General features: G+C 67.7%; 16 protein-coding genes. 14 read left to right on the top strand and 2 right to left on the bottom strand.

Annotated elements, in window-relative coordinates:
* The first annotated feature begins 2 nt into the window (after positions 1-2).
* The 8 genes from AT701_RS20500 to AT701_RS20465 all read left to right on the top strand — a co-directional run bounded on the left by AT701_RS20500 (position 3) and on the right by AT701_RS20465 (position 7,606).
* Positions 3-833 carry an undecaprenyl-diphosphate phosphatase gene (locus AT701_RS20500; RefSeq protein WP_058126495.1) on the top strand — a complete coding sequence of 277 codons (831 nt, stop codon included), beginning with the start codon at positions 3-5 and terminating at the stop codon, positions 831-833.
* Between the two features lie 10 nt (positions 834-843).
* Positions 844-1,515 (top strand): histidine phosphatase family protein, encoded by a 672-nt coding sequence (locus AT701_RS20495; RefSeq protein WP_058126494.1) that lies wholly within the window; start codon positions 844-846, stop codon positions 1,513-1,515.
* A gap of 35 nt (positions 1,516-1,550) precedes the next feature.
* On the top strand, positions 1,551-2,138 hold the full coding sequence (locus AT701_RS20490; protein WP_011729630.1) for an Rv2134c family protein: 588 nt from the start codon (positions 1,551-1,553) through the stop codon (positions 2,136-2,138).
* Complete coding sequence (locus AT701_RS20485; RefSeq protein ID WP_081319535.1) at positions 2,122-2,970, top strand: Rv2133c family protein; 849 nt, start codon at positions 2,122-2,124, stop codon at positions 2,968-2,970. The genes AT701_RS20490 and AT701_RS20485 overlap by 17 nt, the downstream gene beginning before the upstream one ends.
* A 142-nt stretch (positions 2,971-3,112) precedes the next feature.
* Positions 3,113-3,874, top strand: a complete 762-nt coding sequence (locus tag AT701_RS20480) for a 3'(2'),5'-bisphosphate nucleotidase CysQ (protein ID WP_003895577.1) — start codon at positions 3,113-3,115, stop codon at positions 3,872-3,874.
* Positions 3,875-3,997: 123 nt separating this feature from the next.
* Complete coding sequence (gene mshC, locus AT701_RS20475) at positions 3,998-5,236, top strand: cysteine--1-D-myo-inosityl 2-amino-2-deoxy-alpha-D-glucopyranoside ligase (RefSeq protein ID WP_011729628.1); 1,239 nt, start codon at positions 3,998-4,000, stop codon at positions 5,234-5,236.
* Between the two features lie 25 nt (positions 5,237-5,261).
* On the top strand, positions 5,262-6,149 hold the full coding sequence (locus tag AT701_RS20470) for an SDR family oxidoreductase (protein ID WP_011729627.1): 888 nt from the start codon (positions 5,262-5,264) through the stop codon (positions 6,147-6,149).
* Complete coding sequence (locus AT701_RS20465; protein WP_058126493.1) at positions 6,149-7,606, top strand: DUF1254 domain-containing protein; 1,458 nt, start codon at positions 6,149-6,151, stop codon at positions 7,604-7,606. Before AT701_RS20470 ends, AT701_RS20465 begins: the two co-directional genes overlap by 1 nt.
* On the opposite strand, the gene AT701_RS20460 is transcribed toward AT701_RS20465, so the two are convergent.
* Entirely contained in the window at positions 7,603-8,481 is an 879-nt protein-coding gene (locus AT701_RS20460; RefSeq protein WP_058126492.1) for a PAC2 family protein, read from the bottom strand. The genes AT701_RS20465 and AT701_RS20460 overlap by 4 nt on opposite strands.
* A gap of 474 nt (positions 8,482-8,955) precedes the next feature.
* Here AT701_RS20460 and metH point away from each other — a divergent pair, with 474 nt between their 5' ends.
* The gene (metH, locus tag AT701_RS20455) at positions 8,956-12,696 is read left to right on the top strand and encodes a methionine synthase (protein ID WP_058127683.1); all 3,741 of its coding nucleotides are present in this window, start codon (positions 8,956-8,958) and stop codon (positions 12,694-12,696) included.
* Positions 12,697-12,699: 3 nt separating this feature from the next.
* On the opposite strand, the gene AT701_RS20450 is transcribed toward metH, so the two are convergent.
* Positions 12,700-13,494 carry an NmrA family NAD(P)-binding protein gene (locus AT701_RS20450; protein ID WP_058126491.1) on the bottom strand — a complete coding sequence of 265 codons (795 nt, stop codon included), beginning with the start codon at positions 13,492-13,494 and terminating at the stop codon, positions 12,700-12,702.
* A 76-nt stretch (positions 13,495-13,570) separates the two neighbouring features.
* Here AT701_RS20450 and AT701_RS20445 point away from each other — a divergent pair, with 76 nt between their 5' ends.
* From AT701_RS20445 to AT701_RS20425, 5 genes are all read left to right on the top strand, one after another.
* Complete coding sequence (locus tag AT701_RS20445) at positions 13,571-14,248, top strand: HAD family hydrolase (RefSeq protein ID WP_011729623.1); 678 nt, start codon at positions 13,571-13,573, stop codon at positions 14,246-14,248.
* Between the two features lie 88 nt (positions 14,249-14,336).
* Positions 14,337-15,791, top strand: coding sequence for a sugar porter family MFS transporter (locus AT701_RS20440; protein WP_003895568.1), 1,455 nt, complete (start codon positions 14,337-14,339; stop codon positions 15,789-15,791).
* A 49-nt stretch (positions 15,792-15,840) separates the two neighbouring features.
* Complete coding sequence (locus AT701_RS20435) at positions 15,841-16,122, top strand: phosphoribosyl-ATP diphosphatase (RefSeq protein ID WP_003895567.1); 282 nt, start codon at positions 15,841-15,843, stop codon at positions 16,120-16,122.
* 14 nt (positions 16,123-16,136) lie between these two features.
* On the top strand, positions 16,137-16,991 hold the full coding sequence (hisG, locus tag AT701_RS20430) for an ATP phosphoribosyltransferase (protein ID WP_014877960.1): 855 nt from the start codon (positions 16,137-16,139) through the stop codon (positions 16,989-16,991).
* Positions 16,992-17,054: 63 nt separating this feature from the next.
* Complete coding sequence (locus AT701_RS20425; RefSeq protein ID WP_003895565.1) at positions 17,055-17,537, top strand: DUF4126 family protein; 483 nt, start codon at positions 17,055-17,057, stop codon at positions 17,535-17,537.

Raw genomic sequence — 17,537 nt, 5'->3', positions numbered from 1 at the left:
CGATGTCGTGGCTGCAAGTGATCGTGCTCTCGATTGTGCAGGGGCTCACCGAGTTTCTCCCGGTTTCGTCGTCGGGCCACCTGGCGATCACCTCGCAGGTGTTCTTCGACGACGACGCGGGCGCCTCGTTCACCGCGGTCACCCAACTGGGCACCGAGTTCGCGGTGCTGATCTATTTCGCGAAGGACATCGGCCGGATCGTCAAGGCCTGGTTCCTGGGTCTGCGCGCGCCTGAACACCGCGACGCCGATTACCGCCTCGGCTGGTTCGTCATCGTCGGCACCATTCCCATCGGGGTGTTCGGCCTGCTGTTCAAGGACGAAATCCGCACGGGGGCACGCAATCTCTGGTTGGTGGCCACCGCGCTGATCGTGTTCTCGGTGGTGATCGCGGCGGCCGAGTACTACGGCAGGCAGGTCCGCCAGGTCGAGCAGCTGACGTGGCGCGACAGCGTCATCGTGGGCCTCGCGCAGTGCCTTGCGCTCATGCCGGGGGTGTCGCGATCGGGGGCGACCATCAGCGCGGGCCTGTTCCTCGGGCTCAAACGCGAGGTGGCCGCGCGGTTCGGCTTCCTGCTGGCGATCCCTGCTGTGCTCGCCTCGGGCCTGTTCTCCCTGCCCGACGCGTTCCACCCGGTCGGGGAGGGGATGAGCGCGAGCGGGCCGCAACTGATCGTCGCGACGGTCATCGCGTTCGTCGTAGGATTCGCCGCGATTGCCTGGTTCCTGAAATTCCTGGTATCGCACAGCATGTACTGGTTTGTCGGATACCGCGTGGTCCTCGGTGTGGTGGTGCTCGCACTGCTGGGCACCGGGGTACTGGCGGCGCAATGAGAGCGGCCCAATGACTGTCATCCTGCTGCGGCACGGCCGCTCCACCTCCAACACCGCCCACACGCTGGCCGGCCGGTCCGACGGCGTCGACCTCGACGACCGGGGCCGCGAGCAGGCCGAAGGTGTGGTGAGCCGCATCGGGGATCTGCCGGTGCGGGCGATCGTGCGTTCGCCCATGCTGCGCTGCGAGCGCACCGTGGATCCGCTGGCCACGGCACTCGGTCTGCAACCGATCGTCGACGAACGGCTCACCGAGGTCGACTACGGCAGCTGGACCGGGCGCAAGATCTCCGACCTGCTCAAAGAGCCGCTGTGGAGCGTCGTGCAGGCCCAGCCAAGCGCCGCGGTGTTCCCTGAAGGCGAGGGGCTCGCGCAGGTGCAGGCCCGCGCGGTGGCCGCGGTCCGCGAACGCGACCGCGCGCTGGCCGCCGAGCACGGCGCCGACGTGTTGTGGGTGGCCTGCACCCACGGCGACGTGATCAAGGCCGTGCTGGCCGATGCCCTCGGGGTGCACCTCGACGGCTTCCAGCGCATCACCGCCGACCCGGCGTCCATGAGCGTGGTCCGCTACACCGAGCTGCGCCCGTTCGTCATGCACATCAATCACACCGGCCCGCAACTGAGCGCCGGACTGGCCGCCGAACCGAAGACCGACGCGGTCGTCGGTGGGTCCACCGACTGACCCGGCGCGCCGATAACGGTATTTTGGAAGGTGCCATGGCCCGCGCAATTCATGTCTTCCGCACGCCCGACCGCTTCGTGGCCGGGACGGTCGGCCAACCCGGAAATCGGACGTTCTACCTGCAAGCGGTGCACGACAAGCGAGTGATCTCGGTCGTGCTCGAAAAGCAGCAGGTAGCCGTTCTGGCCGAACGTATCGATGCGCTTCTGCTGGAGGTCAACCGCCGGTTCGGCACGCCCATCCCGCCCGACACCGGCGAGATCCAGGACCTGCGTCCGCTCATCACGCCCGTGGACGCCGAGTTCCGTGTCGGAACCATGGGGCTGGGGTGGGACTCGGAGGCCCAGACCATCGTCGTGGAACTGCTCGCGGTGTCCGACGGCGAGTTCGACGCGTCGGTCGTGCTCGACGACGCCGAGGACGGCCCTGACGCCGTGCGGGTGTTCCTCACCCCGGAGTCGGCGCGGGAGTTCGCGGCGAGGTCCAACCGCGTCATCTCGGCCGGTCGGCCGCCGTGCCCGCTGTGCGAAGAACCGCTGGATCCCGACGGTCACATCTGCGTCCGCACCAATGGCTATCTGCGGGGTGCCGCGGCCGAAGCCGAAGATGACTTCGGAGGTTAGCGGCGCGGCCAGCGGCGAGCCCGACGACAGCCCCGACATCGAGGTGCTGGAGCGCGGGGAATTGACCGTCATCGGCCGGATCCGCTCGGCCAGCAACGCGACATTCCTGTGCGAGTCGCATCTGGGCGATCGGCAGGTGCACTGCGTGTACAAGCCCGTGGCGGGCGAGGCACCGCTGTGGGATTTCCCGGACGGCACCCTGGCGGGCCGCGAGCGCGGCGCGTACCTGGTGTCGGCCGCGCTCGGCTGGAACCTGGTGCCCCACACCATCGTTCGTGACGGCCCGGCCGGGCCGGGCATGGTGCAGCGGTGGGTCGATCAGCCCGGTGACGAGGTCGGCGACGATCCGGACACCGGCCCCGACCTGGTGGATCTGCTGCCTGCCGGCCAGGTTCCGCCGGGTTTCCTGCCGATCCTGCAGGCCTACGACTACGCCGGCGACGAGGTCACCCTGGTGCATGCCGACGATCCGCGGCTGTTCCGCCTCGCGGTGTTCGACGTGCTGATCAACAACGCCGACCGCAAGGGCGGTCACGTGCTCAGCGGCGTCGACGGCGGGGTCTACGGCGTCGACCACGGTGTCACGCTGCACGTCGAGGACAAGCTGCGCACCGTGCTGTGGGGATGGGCAGGCAAGCCCATCGACGACGACACCCTGGCCGACATCGCGGCCCTGCGGGACGGGTTCAACACCGGACTGGCCGAGCAACTGTGCGGGCACATCACCGACCGCGAGATCGCCGCACTGCGCGCCAGAATCGTTGCGATGCTGAACAACCCGGTGATGCCCACACCGGATCGGCACCGCCCGATCCCGTGGCCGGCGTTCTAGCGGGCCCGCCCCAAACCTCCGAACGGATTCCAGACGCCACGTGCGGCCTGCGACACCGCCCTGGCTGCGTGGTTGGTGTGAATCTAAGGCCGGTTTCGGCCCCGGCACCGCACCGATTCCGGCGGGCACCGATACTGGGACGGTGACATCGACCGATGCCGAACTGGCCGCTGCAGTAGCCAAGGAGGCCGGCGAGCTGTTGCTGGGGATCCGTGAGGAGGTCGGGTTCTACGACCCGTACTACCTCGGCGACGAGGGGGACCGGCGGTCCAACGCCCTGATCCTCAAGCGCCTGGCCGAGGCCAGGCCCAGTGATTCGGTGCTCAGCGAGGAGGCCGCCGACAATCTCGCCCGCGTCCGTGCCGACCGCGTGTGGATCGTCGACCCGGTCGACGGCACCCGCGAGTTCTCCATGCCCGGCCGCGAGGACTGGGCCGTGCACATCGCGCTGTGGCAGCGCTCGGTGGGCGTCGACGGCGGCCTGTCCGACGCTGTCGTGGCGCTGCCTGCGCGCGGCGAGGTCTATCGCAGCGACACGATCACCCCGCCGCCGCCGCGCGAGCCGGGGCCGATCCTGATCACCGCGAGCTCCAACCGCCCGCCCGCGGTGCTGTGGCGCATGCGCGAGCACCTCGACTTCCGCATGGTGCGCATCGGCTCGGCAGGTGCCAAGGCGATGGCCGTGGTCCGCGGCGACGTCGACGCCTACATCCACGCCGGCGGCCAGTGGGAGTGGGATTCCGCGGCTCCGGCCGGTGTGCTGCTCGCGGCGGGCATGCACGCGTCCCGGCTGGACGGCTCGGAGTTGCGGTACAACCGCGAAGACCCGTACCTTCCGGACTTCGTGATGTGCCGGCGTGAGCTGGCGCCCGTGCTGCTCGACGCGATCGGAGCCGCCTTGTGACGGCCGCGCGGAGAATCGGTCCGCGGTCGCGGGAATGTAATCGGGCGGGGAATTGTCATTGGTTCACACGTGGGGGACTACCGGCGGGAGGCCGTCCTGAGCGAGCACCTTAAAGTCGACGCCATGCAATCGTGGTCGGCACCGGCGATTCCGGTGGTTCCGGGACGTGGCCCTGCGCTGCGCCTCTTCGACAGCGCTGATCGCCAGGTCCGGCCCGTCACACCGGGACCGACCGCAACCATGTACGTGTGCGGCATCACCCCATACGACGCGACCCATCTGGGTCACGCCGCGACCTATCTGACGTTCGACCTGGTGCATCGCCTATGGCTCGACGCCGGACACACCGTGCAGTACGTCCAGAACGTCACCGACGTGGACGACCCGTTGTTCGAGCGTGCTGAGCGCGACGGCATCGACTGGCGGACGCTGGGCGACCGCGAGACGCAGCTGTTCCGTGAGGACATGGCCGCGTTGCGCGTGCTGCCCCCGCACGACTACGTCGCCGCGACCGACGCGATCGCCGAGGTCGTCGAGATGGTCGAGAAGCTGCTGGCCTCGGGTGCGGCGTACATCGTCGAGGACGCCGAGTACCCCGACGTGTACTTCCGCGCCGACGCCACCGCGCAGTTCGGGTACGAGTCCGGCTACGACCGCGACACCATGCTCACGTTGTTCGCCGAACGCGGCGGGGACCCGGACCGCCCGGGCAAGTCCGATCAACTCGACGCGTTGCTGTGGCGCGCCGAGCGTCCTGGCGAGCCCAGCTGGCCTTCGCCGTTCGGCCGGGGCCGGCCCGGCTGGCACGTGGAATGTTCGGCGATCGCCCTGACGCGGATCGGCACCGGCCTCGACATCCAGGGCGGCGGCAGCGACCTCATCTTCCCGCACCACGAGTATTCGGCCGCGCACGCCGAATCCGTCACCGGTGAGCGACGATTCGCACGCCACTACGTGCACACCGGCATGATCGGCTGGGACGGCCACAAGATGAGCAAGAGCCGCGGCAACCTGGTCCTGGTGTCGCAGTTGCGCGCCCAGGGCGTCGACCCGTCGGCGATCCGGCTCGGCCTGTTCTCCGGGCACTACCGCGAGGACCGGTTCTGGAGCAACGAGGTTCTCGACGAGGCCAACGCGCGACTCGCGCGGTGGCGCAGTGCCACCGCATTGCCCGAGGCGCCCGATGCGACCGACGTGATCGCGCGCGTCCGGCAGTACCTGGCCGATGACCTGGACACGCCGAAAGCGCTTGCCGCACTCGATGGTTGGTGTACCGACGCGCTGTCCTACGGTGGGCACGACACCGAGTCGCCGCGGCTCGTGGCCACCACCGTCGACGCGTTGCTGGGTGTGGACCTCTAACTTCACGGGCGGTACGTTGGCCGCCATGGGATCACGCACAGCCTCACTCGGCGGGAAAGTCGTTTTCATCACGGGCGGCGGAGCCGGTGTCGGAGCCGAGGTTTCGCGCCGCCTGTACCGCAAGGGCGCCAAGCTGATGCTCGTCGACGTCGATGCCGACGCCCTGAAGGCGCACGCCGACACCCTCGGTGAGGACGTCGCGACCGCCGTCGCCGATGTGCGTGACCTCGCTGCGATGAAGGCCGCGGCCGACGCGGCGGTCGAACGGTTCGGCGGTATCGACGTCGTGGTGGCCAACGCCGGTGTCGCCAGCTACGGATCGGTGCAGCAGGTCGATCCCGAGGCGTTCAAGCGTCTGCTCGACATCAACGTGCTCGGCGTGTTCCACACGGTGCGCGCGACGCTGCCGTCGGTGATCGAGCGGCGCGGTTACGTGCTGATCGTGTCGTCGCTCGCGGCGTATGCCGCGTCGCCGGGCCTGGCGCCGTACAACGCGTCAAAGGCCGCCGTCGAACAGTTCGCCAACGCGCTGCGGCTCGAGGTCGCCCACCGCGGCGTCGACGTCGGATCGGCGCACATGAGTTGGATCGACACCGCGATGGTCAACGACAGCAAGGCCGATCTGTCGACGTTCGGCGAGATGCTGTCCAAGCTGCCGCCTCCGCTGTCGTCCACCACGTCTGTTTCGGCCTGCGGCGAGGCGTTCGTCAAGGGCATCGAGCGGCGCGCGCGCCGTATCAACTGCCCGGGTTGGGTCGAGGCGTTCCGCTGGCTCAAGCCGATCCTGTCGACGCGCCTGGGGGAGTTGCCGGTGCTGCGGTTCGTACCCGACCTGCTGCCGCGGATGGACGCCGAGGTCGCCGCGCTGGGCAGATCGAGCAGCGCGCACACCGAGTCGATCGAGAAGCGGTGATGCGCCAGACGGGCAGTCTGCGCCCGATCCTCGTCCCGGTCTGGATCCTTGTGCTCGTCGCCGCGCTGGCCGGATGTGCCACCCGCACCGACGACCAACCCACCGAGTCTGCCCCGCCGCCGGCGCAGCAGGCGCCGCCGACGCCCGCGGAGATCCGGGCGATCGCCAAGGACGCCTACATCTGGGGCTTCCCGCTGGTCGACAACTACCGCGTGCAGTACTCCTACTTCGTCGACAAGACCGATCCCGAGTACAAGGGCGGATTCAACGAGGTCCACAACACGGCCCGGCTGTACACGCCGGCCGACAAGGCGATCCAGACCCCGAACGCGGACACCCCGTACTCGTTCGTCGGCGCGGACCTGCGCACCGAACCGCTCGTGTTCACCGTCCCGCCGATCGAACAGAACCGCTACTACTCGCTGCAGTTCGTCGACGGCTACACCTACAACGTCGCCTATGTCGGCAGCCGTACGACGGGCAACGGCGGTGGGCGGTACCTGCTGGCCGGGCCGGGCTGGGAGGGTGAGAAACCCGAGGGGGTCGACCAGATCATCCGCTCCGACACCGACCTGGCGTTCGTGCTGTACCGCACGCAACTGTTCGGACCGCGTGACCTGGACAACGTCAAGAAGATCCAGGCCGGCTATCAGGTGGCGCCACTGTCGGTGTATCTCAAGCAGTCGTCGCCGCCCGCGGCCCCGCCCATCGACTTCACCCCGCCCCTGACGCCCGAGGCGCAGAAGACCTCGCCGCAGTTCTTCGAGATCCTCAACGCCGCGCTGCGGTTCGCCCCGGTCAAGCCCGAGGAGCAGGAGATGCGCGACCGTTTCGCGCGCATCGGGATCGGGCCCGACGGTGATTTCGACGCAGACAAGCTGAGCCCTGAGACCCGCGAGGCGATCGAGGACGGTATGGCCAACGCGTGGGTCGAGTTCGACCGGTTCAAGCAGGACAAGGTGGACACCGGCGAGGTCGGGTCGGCGCAGTTGTTCGGCACGGCCGACGACCTCAAGGGCAACTACCTGTATCGCATGGCCGGCGCGGTCCTGGGCATCTACGGCAACACCGCGGCCGAGGCCCTGTACCCGTCGGCGATGCTCGACGCCGACGGACAGCCGCTGACCGGCACCAACTCCTACACCTACCGGTTCGCGCCCGATCAGTTGCCGCCTGTCAACGCGTTCTGGTCGCTGACCATGTACGAGCTGCCGTCCAGCCAACTCGTCGACAATCCCATCGACCGGTACCTGATCAACTCCGAGATGCTGCCCAGCCTGGTGCCCGACCCGGACGGCGCCTACACGCTGCGCATCCAGAACACCCAGCCACCGGAGAACGAGGCCAACTGGCTGCCCGCGCCCAAGGGGCCGTTCACGCTGGTCCTGCGGCTCTACTGGCCCAAGCCGGACGCGCTCAACGGCACGTGGCAGGCACCCAAGCCCGAGAAGATCTAGCGGCCCCTGCGCCGCAGGTAGCGCTCGAACTCCGCCGCCAGCGCGTCGCCGTCGATCTTGCCCAACACCTCGTGCAGGTCGACCTCGGCGTCGCCGCGCTGCTCCAGCGAGGTGACGTACTCGGCGATCTCCTCGTCCTCGGCCGTCATCTCGGTGACCGCGGCCTCCCACTCCTCGGCCTGCTGCGGCAGGTCGGCCAGCGGCACCTCGACGTCGAGGACGTCCTCGACCCGCTGCAGCAACGCGACCGTCGCCTTGGGGTTCGGCGGCTGTGACACGTAGTGGGGGATCGCGGCCCAGAACGTCACCGCCGGGATCCCGGCCTGCACGCACGCGTCCTGGAACACCCCGGCGATCCCGGTCGGGCCCTCGTAGCGGGTCTCTTCGAGGCCGAAGAACTTGGCCGACTCGGCCGAGTACGCGGCCCCTGACACCGGCACGGGGCGGGTGTGGGGCGTATCGGCCAGCAGCGCGCCGAGGATCACCACGGTCTGCACGTTGAGCTTGTCGGCGATCGCGAGCAGTTCGGCACAGAAGGTCCGCCAGCGCATGTTCGGTTCGACGCCGTGCATGAGCACCACGTCACGGTCACTGCCCGGCGGGCGGCAGTACGAGATCCGCATCGACGGCCACACGAGCTCGCGCGTCACGCCGTCGACCTGGCGGATCACCGGTCGGTTGACCTGATAGTCGTAATACGACTCGTCATCGATCTCGACGATCGTCTCGGCTTCCCAGATCGCATCCAGATGGTCCAGCGCGTCACTTGCCGCGTCACCGGCGTCATTCCAGCCCTCGAACGCCGCCACGACGATGGCGTTCTCCAGTTCGGGCAGGTCGGCGGGCCGGCCGACGGGGGGATACGACGATGTCACACTGCCAGCGTAAGCCCTTCGACGTGCCGTCGAGACGGTTGCGCGACCCGGTTTGTCGAATGGACGGACTACTCTGGCGATGTGACCGCCTCTGACACTTCCACGCACCGCACCGCCACCTGTGTGAGGGCCATGCGACGCGGATGCTGTATGCGACGGCGCCACGACGGGCTGACCGTCCCCTGTTGACCGGCGCCCCATAGACGAGACGAAATACTTTCTGCTGCAATCTGTTTTGCCCTTGGTAACACCGCCTGTGCCGCTACCTCCGCCGCCGATCGTGAACCGTCGGCCGGGCGCGGGCGTTCCCTTGGGGGCGGGGTGGATCACAGCTACGGGTTGGGCGTCCAGACGTCGATCGGATGACGACGTAGACTTTCCCCGTCGAGAGGCGTTGCAACGGATCCCGGTCCTCGCCGGAGTCCGCCACGCTCGACGAAGTCAAGGACGCCTTCCGCTACGGAAGGAGTGCACATGAACGCCGTTCGGTCGGAGACGTTGGCACCGAACATCCGCCCCGATTGCACTGACGCGCTGACGGCTGCGCTCCGGCAGCGGATCCTGGTCATCGACGGCGCGATGGGCACCGCGATCCAGCGCGACCGCCCCGATGAAGCGGGTTACCGCGGCGAACGCTTCAAGGACTGGCCCAGCGACCTCGTGGGCAACAACGACCTGCTCAACCTGACGCAGCCGCACATCATCGAGGCCATCCACCGCGAATACCTCGACGCGGGCGCGGACCTGCTGGAGACCAACACGTTCAACGCGAACGCGGTCTCGCTGTCCGACTACGGCATGCAGGAGCTGGCCTACGAGCTCAACTACGCCGGTGCGGCCCTGGCGCGGGCGGCCTGCGACGAATACAGCACCCCGGACAAGCCGCGCTACGTCGCAGGCGCGCTGGGACCCACCACGCGCACCGCGTCCATCTCGCCGGACGTCAACGATCCGGGCGCCCGCAACGTCAGCTACGACCAGCTGGCCGAGGCCTATCTGGAGGCCGCGCGCGGCCTGGTCGACGGCGGCGCCGACCTGATCATCGTCGAGACCATCTTCGACACCCTCAACGCCAAAGCCGCGATCTTCGCCATCGAGACCCTGTTCGAAGAGCGCGGGCGCCGCTGGCCCGTGATCATCTCGGGCACCATCACCGACGCGTCCGGGCGCACGCTGTCCGGCCAGGTCACCGAGGCGTTCTGGAACTCGATCCGGCACGCCCAGCCGCTGGCCGTCGGTCTCAACTGCGCCCTCGGCGCACCCGAGATGCGGCCCTACATCGCCGAGATGTCGCGCATCGCCGACACCTTCGTGTCCTGCTACCCCAACGCGGGCCTGCCCAACGCCTTCGGCGAGTACGACGAGTCGCCGAAGCGCCAGGCCTCCTACGTCGAGGAGTTCGCCGAGGCCGGGTTCGTCAACCTCGTCGGCGGCTGCTGCGGCACCACGCCTGCGCACATCGCCGAGATCGCCAAGGTCGTGGAGGGCAAACCGCCGCGCCAGGTCCCCGAGATCCCGGTGGCCACGCGCCTGTCGGGCCTTGAGCCGCTCAACATCGACGAGGATTCGCTGTTCGTCAACATCGGTGAGCGCACCAACATCACCGGATCGGCCCGGTTCCGCAACCTGATCAAGGCCGAGGACTACGACACCGCGCTGTCGGTGGCCCTGCAGCAGGTCGAGGTCGGTGCGCAGGTCATCGACATCAACATGGACGAGGGCATGATCGACGGCGTCGCCGCGATGGACCGCTTCACCAAGCTGATCGCGTCCGAGCCCGACATCAGCCGCGTGCCGGTGATGATCGACTCCTCCAAGTGGGAGGTCATCGAGGCCGGTCTGAAGAACGTGCAGGGCAAGCCGATCGTCAACTCGATCTCCCTGAAGGAGGGCGAGGAGAAGTTCGTCCGCGAGGCCCGGCTGTGCCGCAAGTACGGCGCGGCGGTCGTGGTGATGGCGTTCGACGAGCAGGGGCAGGCCGACAACCTGGAGCGTCGCAAGCAGATCTGCGGGCGTGCCTACCGGATCCTCACCGAGGAGGTCGGCTTCCCGGCCGAGGACATCATCTTCGACCCGAACTGCTTCGCACTCGCGACCGGTATCGAGGAGCACGCGACCTACGGCATCGATTTCATCGAGGCCTGCCGCTGGATCAAGGAGAACCTGCCCGGAGTGCACATCTCCGGCGGCATCTCCAACGTGTCGTTCTCGTTCCGCGGCAACAACCCGGTGCGCGAGGCCATCCACGCGGTGTTCCTGTACCACGCCATCAAGGCGGGCCTGGACATGGGCATCGTCAACGCCGGCGCGCTGGTGCCGTACGACTCGATCGACCCCGAACTGCGTGAGCGCATCGAGGACGTCGTGCTCAACCGCCGCGAGGACGCCGCCGAGCGGTTGCTGGAGATCGCCGAGCGCTTCAACAGCAAGGACAAAGGCGAAGACCCGGCTGCTGCCGAGTGGCGCAGTCTTCCTGTGCGCGAACGCATCACGCACGCCTTGGTGAAGGGCATCGACGCGCATGTCGACGACGACACCGAGGAACTGCGCGCCGAGATCGCCGCCGCAGGCGGACGGCCCATCGAGGTCATCGAAGGCCCGCTGATGGACGGCATGAACGTCGTCGGCGACCTGTTCGGTTCGGGCAAGATGTTCCTGCCGCAGGTCGTGAAGTCCGCGCGCGTGATGAAGAAGGCCGTGGCGTACCTGCTTCCGTACATCGAGGCCGAGAAGAAGCCAGGCGACGCCGAGAGGTCCAACGGCACGATCATCATGGCGACGGTCAAGGGCGACGTTCACGACATCGGCAAGAACATCGTCGGTGTGGTGCTGCAGTGCAACAACTACACCGTCATCGACCTCGGCGTGATGGTGCCCGCCCAGAAGATCCTGGACGCGGCCAAGGAACACAACGCCGACATCATCGGTTTGAGCGGTCTGATCACACCGTCGCTGGACGAGATGGTCAACTTCGCGGCCGAGATGGAACGCGAGGGCATGGACATCCCGCTGCTGATCGGCGGGGCGACCACCTCACGCGCGCACACGGCCGTCAAGGTCGCGCCGCGGCGCAGCGGTCCGGTGGTGTGGGTCAAGGACGCGTCCCGTTCGGTGCCGGTCGCGGCCGCGCTGCTCGACGACAAGCAGCGCCCGGCGCTGCTCGAGGCGACCGAGAAGGACTACGCGTCGCTGCGTGAACGGCACGCCCAGAAGAACGAGCGGCCCATGGTCACGCTGGAGAAGGCGCGCGCCAACCGCACGCCCATCGACTGGGACGGCTACACGCCGCCGGTGCCGGCCCAGGGCCTCGGCATCCGCGAGTTCGAGAACTACGACCTGTCCGAACTGCGCCAGTACATCGACTGGCAGCCGTTCTTCAACGCGTGGGAGATGAAGGGCAAGTTCCCGGACATCCTCAACAACCCGGCGTCCGGCGAGGCCGCGCGCAAGTTGTACGAGGAAGCCCAGGAGATGCTCGACACCCTGATCAAGGAGAAGTGGCTGACAGCCAACGGGGTGATCGGCTTCTTCCCGGCCAACGCCGTCGGTGACGACATCGAGGTGTACACCGATGACACCCGCACCGAGGTGCTGACCACGCTGCGCAACCTGCGTCAGCAGGGCGAGCATCGCGACGGCATCCCGAACCGGTCCCTCGGCGACTTCATCGCCCCCAAGGAGACGGGTCTTGCGGACTACATCGGTGCGTTTGCCGTCACCGCGGGCCTGGGCAGCGCCGAGAAGATCGCGGAGTTCAAGGCCGACCACGACGACTACAGCGCGATCCTGCTGGAGTCGCTCGCCGACCGGTTGGCCGAGGCATTCGCCGAGCGCATGCACCAGCGGGTACGCACCGAACTCTGGGCGTACCAGCCCGACGAGGAGTTGGACAACGAGGCGCTCATCGCCGAGCGCTACCGCGGGATCCGCCCGGCCCCCGGTTATCCGGCGTGCCCCGAGCACACCGAGAAGGCCACGTTGTTCAAGCTGCTCGACGTGACCGAGCGCACCGGCATCGAGTTGACCGAGTCGATGGCGATGTGGCCTGGTGCCGCGGTCAGCGGCTGGTATTTCTCGCACCCGCAGTCGCAGTACTTCGTCGTCGGCAGGCTCGCGCAGGATCAGGTCGCCGACTATGCGCGGCGCAAGGGTTGGACGCTGCAGGAAGCCGAGCGCTGGCTCGCACCGAATCTGGGCTACAACCCGGAGGACTGAGCGCTACCCGAACAATCCGGCGTTGCGGGCCGCCCACTGCGGGACCGCCTCCGCCGGTGTTCCGGTGATCTCGTCGACGATCCGGTTGGCACGTTGCGGTTCGACGCGGGAGCGCACCAGGTCGTAGTACCAAGTCGCGGCGTCGCCCATGACGGGCGTCAGCAGGGCGACCGCCTCGTCGTGCGTGCACGTCTCGAACGTGACGGTGCGTCCGATGCCGACGCCGATCTGCGCGGCGATCTCGGCGCGGCTCAGCGCCTCGGGGCCGGTGAGTTCGAGCATCTGTCCCCGGTGTGCGGGCTCGACGAGCAGCGCCGCGGCGACGCGGGCGATGTCGTCCATGCTGATCGGGGCCTCGACGACGTCGGGGTAGGGCTCGCGGACGGTCCCCGTCTGTTTGATCTGGTCGGCCCAGATCGTGAAGTTGTCGAGGAACTCGCCCGGTCCCAGTTGTGTGTGGGCCACACCCGAGGCGCGCACCTTGCCGGCGTGCTCGGCCCAGTGCGCACCGCCCGACAGCGCGACGACGTAGCCGACGCCGGCCCGCCGGATGAGTTCGAGCGTCGCGTCGAGAGTCTGTGTCAGGGGTGCCAGGTACATGCGGTCCACACCGTCGAACACGCCGTCCAGCGATGCGACGGCGCCGAGATAGCCCGTGAAAACGCTCACACCAGCGGGCAGATTCGCTTTCGCCGGATTCTTTGTCAATGCACGGATGTCGTTGGCTCCCAACTCGACCAGTCGATCCACGATGCGTCGGCCGATGTTCCCGGTGGCGCCGGTCACAAGAATCGTCATGATTTCCAAGGTAAGACAGGTGTCCTGCGCTGTCGCTGATGTGACTAAAGCGTCGGGGCCTGACACAATCGAGAACATGCTGGCGGTGTTGTGGGACATGGACGGCACCCTGGTCGACTCCGAAAAGCTGTGGGACATCTCGATGCACGCGCTGTATGCGCGGATGGGCGCGGTGCTCACGCCGGAGGTGCGGGAATCGACGGTCGGTGGTTCATCGGAAACGGTGATGCGCATCGTCTACGAGGACATCGGGCTCGAACCCGATCCCGCGGCGATGGCGGAATCTGCGGACTGGCTGCATGCCTACACCGGTGAGTTGTTCGAACAGGGCTTGCCGTGGCGACCGGGTGCGCAGGAGATGCTCGATGCGCTGGTCGCTGCCGAGGTCCCGATGGCGCTGGTGACCAACACCCGACGCGATCTCGCCGAGCGTGCGCTGAACAGCATTGGGCGCCATTACTTTTCGGTGAGCGTATGCGGCGACGAGGTGCCCAGCGGCAAGCCCGCGCCGGATCCGTATCTGCGTGCCGCCGAACTGCTCGGCGTGCCCGTCGCGCGCTGCCTGGCGGTCGAGGACTCCGTGACCGGTACGACGGCGGCCGAGGCCGCGGGCTGCCCGGTGCTGGTGATCCCCAACGACGTGGCGGTGCCGCACGGCCCGCGCCGCAAGCAGGTGGAGTCGCTGAGCCTGCTCGGGGTCGACGATCTGCGCGCAATCCATGCCGAGCTGGGTCCAGAGCGCCTGAGCGCCTGAAACAGCCCACCGGATACGGCCATGCGGGTGACCGCGGTGTGCCATTGTGAATGTGATCGGTATCACTCTCCTGCCGAGAGGGCGCATCATGTCACACGGTCCGGTAAGCGACGACACTCCGTCGATCTTCGGTGACGACGATCAGGCGGCCTCCTCCGGTCGCACCGCGGTCCGGATCGCGGCGGTCGCGGCCCTCGGCGGTCTCCTGTTCGGCTACGACAGCGCCGTGATCAACGGTGCCGTGGACTCCATCCAAGAGGACTTCGGCATCGGCAACTACGCCCTGGGACTCGCGGTGGCGTCGGCGCTGCTGGGTGCTGCCGCAGGCGCACTGTCGGCCGGCCGTATCGCCGACCGCATCGGGCGCATCGCGGTGATGAAGATCGCCGCGGTGTTGTTTCTCATCAGCGCCTTCGGATCGGGTTTCTCACCCGAGACCATCAGCTTGGTGGTGTTCCGCATCATCGGCGGTGTCGGTGTGGGTGTGGCGTCGGTGATCGCGCCCGCCTACATCGCAGAGACGTCGCCGCCGGGAATCCGGGGACGTCTCGGATCGCTCCAGCAACTCGCCATCGTGTTGGGCATCTTCGCGTCCTTCGCGGTCAACTGGCTGTTGCAGTGGGCGGCGGGCGGTCCCAACGAGGTGCTGGCGATGGGACTCGACGCGTGGCGCTGGATGTTCCTCGCGATGGCCGTGCCGGCCGTCGTGTACGGGGCGCTCGCGTTCACGATTCCCGAGTCGCCGCGTTATCTCGTTGCCACACACAAGATCCCAGAAGCGCGCCGGGTGCTGAGCATGCTGCTCGGGCAGAAGAACCTGGAGATCACCATCACGCGTATCCGCGACACCCTTGAGCGCGAGGACAAACCGTCGTGGCGCGATCTGAAGAAGCCCACCGGCGGGATCTACGGGATCGTGTGGGTCGGTCTGGGCCTGTCGATCTTCCAGCAGTTCGTCGGTATCAACGTGATCTTCTACTACTCGAATGTGCTGTGGCAGGCCGTCGGTTTCAGCGCCGACCAGTCCGCGATCTACACCGTGATCACGTCGGTGGTCAACGTGCTGACGACGTTGATCGCGATCGCGCTGATCGACAAGATCGGCCGCAAACCGCTCCTGCTGATCGGTTCGGCGGGGATGGCGGTCACGCTGGCCACCATGGCGGTCATCTTCGCCAACGCCACGGTCAAACCCGACGGCACGCCCGATCTGCCCGGCGCGTCCGGCTTGATCGCACTCATCGCGGCGAACCTGTTCGTGGTCGCTTTCGGTATGTCGTGGGGGCCGGTGGTCTGGGTGCTGCTGGGGGAGATGTTCCCCAACCGCTTCCGTGCGGCCGCGCTGGGCCTGGCGGCGGCCGGGCAGTGGGCCGCGAACTGGTTGATCACCGTCAGCTTCCCCGAGCTGCGCAACCACCTGGGCCTGGCCTACGGCTTCTATGCGCTGTGTGCGGTGCTGTCGTTCCTCTTCGTGAGCAAGTGGGTGGAGGAGACCAGGGGTAAGAATCTGGAGGACATGCACGCCGAAGCGCTGGGGCACTGACGGCATCAGCCGCCCATCGGCGCACCCCGGGCGGTGAGCCTGGCCCGACATGAAACAATTCATGCTCGTGAAGACTTTCGATGCCTTGTTCGCCGAGCTCAGCGACAAAGCGCGGACCCGTCCTGCCGGTAGCGGCACGGTCGCCGCGCTCGACGCCGGCGTACATGGGATCGGCAAGAAGATCCTCGAAGAGGCCGGTGAGGTGTGGCTGGCGGCCGAGCATGAGGGCGACGAGGCGCTGGCCGAGGAGATCAGCCAGTTGCTGTACTGGACGCAGGTGCTCATGGTGTCGCGCGGCCTGACCCTCGACGACGTCTACCGGAAGCTGTGACCGTGACCGACCAGATGTTGCGCGTGGCGGTCCCCAACAAGGGTGCGCTGAGTGAATCGGCCGCCGAGATCCTCGCCGAGGCCGGTTACCGGCGCCGGCGTGACCCCAAGGATCTCACGGTTGTCGACCCGGGCAACAACGTCGAGTTCTTCTTCCTGCGGCCCAAGGACATCGCGATCTACGTGGGTTCCGGTCAGCTCGACCTCGGCATCACGGGGCGTGATCTGGCGGCCGATTCGGATGCCCCGGTGCGCGAGCGCCTCTCGCTGGGCTTCGGCAACTCGACGTTCCGTTATGCCGCGCCCGCCGGGCGCGAGTGGACCACCGCCGACCTCGCGGGCAAGCGCATCGCGACGTCGTTCCCCAACCTGGTGCGCAAGGATCTCGCGGCGCACGGCATCGACGCGACGGTGATCCGCCTCGACGGCGCCGTCGAGATCTCGATCCAGCTCGGCGTCGCCGACGTCATCGCCGACGTGGTCGGCTCCGGTCGCACGCTGGGTCTGCATAATTTGGTGGCGTTCGGCGATCCGCTGTGCGAGTCCGAGGCCGTCCTCATCGAACGGGACGGTGCCGACGGCGACGAGAACGCAGCGGCGCGCGACCAGCTCACAGCACGCGTACAGGGTGTGGTGTTCGGTCAGCAGTACCTCATGCTGGACTACGACTGCCCGCGTGCGGTTTTGGATCGGGCCACCGCGGTGACCCCGGGTCTGGAATCGCCGACGATCGCGCCACTGGCCGATCCGGACTGGGTCGCGGTGCGCGCGTTGGTGCCGCGACGCGACGTCAACGCGATCATGGACGAGATCGCGGCCATCGGTGCGAAAGCGATTCTGGCCTCCGATATCCGGTTCTGCCGATTCTGATCGGCGGGTGCGAGGCTGCCACGCGTGTTAGCGTCCGGGTGACAACCCACCGCGGAGGCTGCCATGACGCACTTTCTGGTTCTGTTGTTGGCCCTTCTCATCGGCGTGGTGGCCGGCCTGCGGGCGATGACTGCCCCGGCGGCGGTGGCGTGGGCCGCGGCGCTGCAGTGGATCAACCTGGACAACACCTGGGTTGAGTGGCTGGCCCATCCGATCACCGTGACGGTTCTGACGATCCTGGCCGTGGGTGAGTTGGTCACCGACAAGCTGCCGAAGACCCCGAGTCGCAAGACCGCGATCCAGTTCGGGACGCGATTGGTCACCGGCGCGTTCGCCGGGGCCGTCATCGGAACCGCATGGGGCTACAAGTTCGGCGGCTTGGGCGCCGGGATGATCGGCGCGGTGCTCGGCACTCTGGGCGGCGCCGAGGCCCGACGACGGCTCGTCGCCGCGACCGGTGGGCGTGACCTTCCGATCGCGTTGTCGGAGGACGCCGTTGCCGTCCTCGGCGGTTTCGGTATCGCGGCGCTCACGGCGGTGGTGTGA

The sequence above is a fragment of the Mycolicibacterium smegmatis genome (genome assembly GCF_001457595.1).
Taxonomy (GTDB): domain Bacteria; phylum Actinomycetota; class Actinomycetes; order Mycobacteriales; family Mycobacteriaceae; genus Mycobacterium; species Mycobacterium smegmatis.
Note: the sequence above shows the minus strand (reverse complement) of the source record. Positions and strands in the feature narration are given on the sequence as shown.